The following is a 5003-nucleotide window of genomic DNA, read 5'->3' as shown; positions in this document are numbered from 1 at the left end:
GCCTGCAACCTCTCGGCCACCAGCTCCTCGGTGTGGGAGTCCAGGGCGCTCGTGGGCTCGATGAGCACGAGCACGGGGGCGCGGCGGGCAATCGCGCGGGCCAGGGCGACGCGCTGACGCTGCCCGCCGGAGATGTTGCGGGCCTTCTCGGTGAGTTGGCCGTCCAGACCGCCGAGGGAATCGACGGCGTCGGCGGCGACGGCGACGGCGAGCGCCTGCTCGGCGCGTTCGCGTTGGGCCGGGTGTCAGCAAGGCGGACGGCGCCGCCCCGGCGGCGGGCGTGCGCGAGGCTGCCCGCGGTACCCACCGCGAACTGGGCGAGAATGCCGCCTACCGGGCCGTCGTCGAACGTGGATGTGAACAGTGAGCCGCCGCCTGCCGGTCGCGGACGGAGCCGTTGTCCGCCGTCGTGCACTCGAACTCATGGCCGAGCACAAGGCCGCCGTCGCCGCCGTCACGGTCATTCAGTTACTGGCCGCCCTGGCCGCCGTCGGCATTCCGCGGGTGCTGGGGTCCATGGTCGACCTGGTCACCGCCGGCGCGGGGGCCGACGGCGCAGCATCCGGGATGGCTGGTCGCCTGTCGGCACTCATTGCACTTGTCATCGCTCTGGCTCTGGGCAACGCGGCCCTGACCGGCTGCGGGGAGTACCTGGCCCGCGTCCTGGGGGAACGGGTCTTCGCCGAGCTGCGGGAACGACTGGTCACTTCGGTCATGCACCTGCCGCTGTCCGTCGTCGAGTCCGCCGGCACCGGTGACCTGCTGGGACGCACGGGACGCGACCTGGAGTCCATCCGCAATGTGGTCCAGCGCGGGGTGAGCCAGATCCTCGTCATCGTGGTCACCCTGGCCACGGTCGTGGGCGCGGCAGTGGTCACCTCGCCGGTGCTGAGCCCGGCGCTGGTTGTGCCCGTGTTGGTGATCCTGCCGGTGGCGCGCTGGTACCTGCGCCACGCGGTCCCCGCCTACCGGGCCATGAACGCCATGTGGGCGGAGGTCGACGGCGCCGTCGCCGAGACGGCCGACCAGGCCGCCACCGTGGATGCGCACTCCCTCGGGCAGCGCCGCAACCGCATTCTGGACCGCGCCATGATTGAGGTCTGGTCCACCGAGCAGTACACCCTGTGGCTGCGCATGGTGCTCATCGCCGCCCTCGGGGTGGGCTCCTTCGCACCGGTGATCGCCGTCGTCGCCTGGGGTGCCTGGCTCGCCGGCCACGGCGCCGTCAGCCTCGGTGCCATCACCACGGTGGCGCTGTACGCCGTGCAGCTGCGCACGCCGGTCTCCAATATGACCTTCTGGATCGACTCCCTGCAGTCCGCCGGCGCGGCCATGTCCCGCATTGTCGGCGTCGAGCTGGTCCGCCCCGACCGCGCCGCCACGTCCAGCCGTGCCACTGGCCTGCCGCCGCGGGTGCGCGGCGTGTCCTACGCCTACCGGCCGGGACACGACGTGCTGCACGACGTTGATCTCGAGCTCATCCCCGGGGAGCGCCTGGCCGTGGTTGGCCCCTCCGGATCGGGTAAATCCACGCTCGGCCGCATGCTTGCTGGCATCCACCCGCCCACGCGCGGGCGCGTCACCGTGGGCGACGGCGAGGAGCTCACGGATCTGACCGCGCTCACCGAGGAGGCCCTGCACCGCGAGGTCGCCCTGGTCACGCAGGAGCACCACGTCTTCTCCGGCACGCTCGCCGACAATCTCCGCCTGGCTCGCACCGGCGCCACGGATGCGGAGATCGCCCACGCCCTGGACGTGGTCGGAGCGGGGGAGTGGGTCGCTGCCCTGTCCGATGGGCTCGACACCCTCGTCGGTGCGGGCGGCATCCAGCTGACGCCCGGGCAGGCGCAGCAGGTGGCCCTGGCCCGTATTGTGCTCATGGACCCGGCCACGCTCGTGCTGGATGAGGCCACCAGCCTGCTGGATCCGAGTGCTGCCCGTTCCGCCGAACGCTCGCTCGACGCCGTCCTGGCCGGGCGCACGGTGGTGGCGATTGCCCACCGTCTGGACACGGCTGCCGCCGCTGACCGGGTGGCGGTGGTCATCGACGGGCGGATCGTTGAGCTGGGGCCGCACGCCCAGCTGGTGGCCGCCGACGGGGAGTACACGCGCCTGTGGAACGCGTGGGTCAGCAACTGATCGACCTGATCGCTCCCCCTCACCGAAACCGGCACTAATAACACGCTGAGACCGGCACTAATGACGTGTCGAAACCGGCACTAATGACGTGTCGAGACCGGTCGATGTGGTTGTGGCGGGTGGTGCGGGGTGCGTGCCGGTGCTGAGGTGCCTACGTCCATCCGTCGTTGGGTTGGTCGCGTCCGCGGCTGTGGCCGGGGGATGGCGCCGTGCGTTGACGCGTTCGACGTCGTCGTCGGTGGCCGCGTGCGAGCTTGGTGTCACGCACACGACTTGCCGTCATAGACACGACTTTCCGTCATGTACACGAGTTTTGGAGATATGCAGGTATCTAGACAGTGCAGAACTCCAAAACTCGTGTGTCTGGCACAAACACGTGTTCATGACGCCGGGGCGGACCCGCACTCATCCTCTTCTTGGCTATCTCTCGGAGCCCAAGCGCGAGTTCGAGTCTGAGTCTGAGCTTGGGTCCGCAGGGTCTTCCGGATGGTGGGAGGTGTGGATCATGTGGCGGATGGCTCTGGGTCGAGCCTCCGAGATTTGTCGGGGTCCGAGCGTCTGCGGTGTCTCGAGTTTAGGTAGCCCTCAGCCGTTTCGACCGGTCTCGGCACGTCACAAGTGCCGGTCTCGGTGCGTTACAAGTGCCGGTTTCGGCGTGAAAGGGGCGTGAAAAGGTTGCAGGTCGCGGTTTCATGTCGTAGTCTCGGTGCGCCCCCGTCCGGTCTTGCCTGGCCTGGACGGATCCCCTCCCGCCCGCTATGACGCGGGCAGGGCTCGCCCAGACGAAGGAGTCCTCGTGCGCTTGCATTCCTTGCACGCCAGGTGGCACAAGCGTTCCCGCGCCCTCGGTGCTGTCGCCGCCACCGCTCTCGCCCTATCCACCGGCGCCCTCGGCCTGGCCGCACAGCCCGCCATCGCCGTCGCCGACGAAGCCGCCCCCGGCTCCGTCGCCCTCGTGGGCTCCCTCCAGGACGAGCTCGGCTGCAGCAGCGACTGGGACCCCGCCTGCGACGCCACCGACATGACCGATGCCGACGGCGACGGCCAGTGGGAGTACACCGCCACCGTCCCCGCCGGCTCCTACGAGCTCAAGGTCGCCCTCAACGACTCCTGGGACACCTCCTACGGCAAGGACGGCGGGGCCGACAACCTCCCCCTCACCCTCGCCGCCGACGCCGAGCTCACCTTCACCTGGAACCAGAACACCCACCGCATCGGCCTGACCTCCACGGACTTGAGCGGTGACTACACCGACGCCGACGCCGCCCTCGTGGCCGACCCGGTTCGGCAGGGCACCAACGAGCAGTTCTACTTCGTACTCACCGACCGCTTCGCCAACGGCGACACCTCCAACGACGCCGGCGGGCTGACCGGCAGCAGCGAGATCACCGGCCTGGACCCCACCGACAAGGGCTACTACCACGGCGGCGACATCCAGGGCCTCATCGACCACCTGGACTACATCCAGGACCTGGGCACCACCGCCATCTGGCTGACCCCCTCCTTCACCAACCAGCCGGTCCAGGGCAGCGGCGAGAACGCCTCGGCCGGCTACCACGGCTACTGGATCACCGACTTCACCTCCATCGACCCGCACCTGGGCGGCAATGAAGCACTGGCACAGCTGCGCGACGCCCTCCACGAGCGCGGCATGAAGCTGTACCTGGACATCATCACCAACCACACCGCCGACCTCATCAGCTATGAGGAGGGCGTCTACTCCTACGTCGAGACCGCGGACGTGCCCTACACCGACGCCGACGGCAACGTCGTCGACATCTCCGCCCTGGCCGGTCAGGACGGCTTCCCCACTCTCGACGCCGCCACCTCCTTCCCCTACACGCCCGTGCGCAACGGCGAGGTCATCCCCGAGGCCCTCAACGACGTCACTCTCTACCACAACCGCGGCGACTCCACTTGGACGGGGGAGTCCACCACCATGGGTGACTTCCAGGGCCTGGACGACCTCATGACGGAGAACCCGCTCGTGGAGCAGACCTTCGAGGAGGTCTACACCGCCTGGATGGACTTCGGTGTGGACGGCTTCCGCATCGACACCGTCAAGCACGTCAACTACGAGTTCTGGCAGGCCTGGACCGCCGCCATCGACGCCCACGCCGAGGCCACCAACCCCGACTTCTTCACCTTCGGGGAGGTCTACGACGCCGACGCCACCAAGACCAGCCCGTATGTGCGCGGCACCGGGATGGACGCCACCCTCGACTTCGCGTTCCAGGCCGCAGCTCAGGGCTTCGCCAAGGGCCGCCCGACGACGAACCTGAGCACCTTCTTCGCCACCGACGACTACTACACAACCGACCACTCCAGCATCTACGCCGAACCCACCTTCCTCGGCAACCACGACATGGGCCGCATCGGCTACCTGCTGGGCGGCGGCAGCGGGAGCGCGGACACGCTCGCCCGCTCCGAGCTGGCCCACTCCCTCATGCTGCTCACCCGCGGCCAGCCCGTCATCTACTACGGCGACGAGCAGGGCTTCGCCGGCTCCGGCGGAGACAAGGATGCCCGCCAGGACATGTTCGCCACCCAGGTGGACCAGTACGCCGGCGAGCAGCTCGTGGACGGCACCACCGCCGGCTCCGTCGACCGCTACGACACCAGCTCCGCGCTCTACCAGCACATCGCCGCCCTGGCCGAGCTGCGCTCCAGTCACACGGCCCTGTCGACCGGCTCCCAGATCGAGCTGTACTCCCAAGACAGCGCCGGCGTGTACGCCTTCGCCCGCGTGGACCGCGAGGAGAAGATCGAGCACCTCGTCGCCCTCAACAACGCCACCGAGGAGCAGACCGTCACCTTCACCACGCTGACGCCGGGCGCCGCCTACACCCCGCTGTACGGCACCG

The 5003-nt window shown here is 69.0% G+C and carries 2 protein-coding genes and 1 pseudogene; 2 read left to right on the top strand and 1 reads right to left on the bottom strand.

Annotation, left to right across the window (positions count from 1 at the left end; all coding sequences use genetic code 11):
* A pseudogene (locus RWX45_RS06725) lies at positions 1–215 on the bottom strand (ATP-binding cassette domain-containing protein); the annotation flags it as partial.
* A gap of 208 nt (positions 216–423) precedes the next feature.
* On the opposite strand from RWX45_RS06725, the gene RWX45_RS06720 reads away from it, so the two are divergent.
* Positions 424–2139: an ABC transporter ATP-binding protein gene (locus tag RWX45_RS06720; RefSeq protein WP_316022974.1), complete on the top strand. Its 1716-nt coding sequence runs from the start codon at positions 424–426 to the stop codon at positions 2137–2139.
* Positions 2140–2935: 796 nt separating this feature from the next.
* Positions 2936–5003: alpha-amylase family glycosyl hydrolase (locus tag RWX45_RS06715; protein ID WP_316022973.1), on the top strand; the 2068-nt coding region annotated here is incomplete at its 3' end.

It is taken from the genome of Actinomyces sp. MRS3W (assembly GCF_032465695.1).
Classification (GTDB): Bacteria; Actinomycetota; Actinomycetes; order Actinomycetales; family Actinomycetaceae; genus Actinomyces.
This window is presented reverse-complemented; position numbering and strand designations above follow the sequence as displayed.

What these genes read in the sequence shown, in the direction of transcription:
- RWX45_RS06720 (WP_316022974.1), top strand. Translation starts at nt 424, where the DNA reads ATGGCCGAGCACAAGGCCGCCGTCGCCGCCGTCACGGTCATTCAGTTA.